This window comes from Streptomyces sp. AP-93 (assembly GCF_022808175.1).
Taxonomy (GTDB): Bacteria; Actinomycetota; Actinomycetes; order Streptomycetales; family Streptomycetaceae; genus Streptomyces.
The window spans coordinates 1-1,036 of sequence record NZ_JALGBX010000072.1 but is presented as its reverse complement, the minus strand read 5'-3'; the positions used below and the strand labels follow the sequence as shown (position 1 = coordinate 1,036).

General features: G+C 69.3%; 1 protein-coding gene. It reads left to right on the top strand.

Annotated elements, in window-relative coordinates; all coding sequences use genetic code 11:
• Window positions 1-927 (top strand): IS701 family transposase (locus MTF69_RS42630; protein ID WP_243342209.1); only part of this gene is annotated, 927 nt, incomplete at its 5' end.
• Between the last annotated feature and the right edge of the window lie 109 nt (window positions 928-1,036).

The following is a 1,036-nucleotide window of genomic DNA, read 5'->3' as shown; positions in this document are numbered from 1 at the left end:
TTCCTGAAGAAGGGCACCACCTCCGCCGGAGTCCAAAGGCAGTACTCCGGCACCGCCGGCCGCACCGAGAACTGCCAGATCGGCGTCTTCGCCGCCTACGCCAGCACGGCCGGCCGCGCTCTCGTGGACCGCGAGCTCTACCTGCCCAACTCCTGGACCGACGACCGCGACCGCTGCCGCGCCGCCAAGGTCCCCGATCAGCGGGAGTTCGCCACCAAGAACACCCTCGCGGCAACGATCGTCCGCAGGGCGCTGGCCTCGCCGCTGCCGATCGCCTGGGTCACGGCGGACGCCGCTTACGGGCAGGACAACCGCTTTCGGCGGATGCTGGAAACTTCCGGCGTCGGCTACGTCCTGGCCGTCCCCAAGTCCCAGTTCTCCCTGGCCGGACCACGCATCGACAGGGCCTTCGAACAGGCCCCCGACCAGGCATGGGAACGCCGTTCCTGCGGCGCGGGCGCGAAGGGACAACGCGAGTACGACTGGGCAGCCGTGCAGTTGCGCCCGGTGGACGAATACGACCACCAGGACGGCGTGCTGATCCGCCGACGGTGGGCACTGGCACGACGCAGCCTGAGCCGACCGGACGAGATTTCCTACTACCTCGGCTACGCGCCGCTGGACGTCACCGTGGACGAACTGGTGCGCGTCGCGGGCGCCCGGTGGGCGATCGAGGAGTGTTTCCAGGCTGCGAAGAACGAGTGCGGCCTGGACGAGTACGAGGTTCGCCGCTACGTCGGCTGGTACCGGCACATCACCCTGGCCATGCTCGCCCACGCCTTCCTCGCGGCGATGAGCGCGCGAGCAGCTGAAAAGGGGGATCCGCCGGTGAGGATGCCGTGGTCATCGCGCTCACTGTGGCAGAAGTGCGGCGACTCCTGGCAGCTCGAACACCCCGAGATCCCCGTGCCTACACGCATGCGTTGAGCTGGTCGCACTGGCGCCGACGACGCCAAGCGGTGGCCCGCCGCTGCCACTACCGCCGTCGTGGGCACTCCTTCGAGGGGCAGGCGGGCAGAAGCCGTCCGTGACGGCA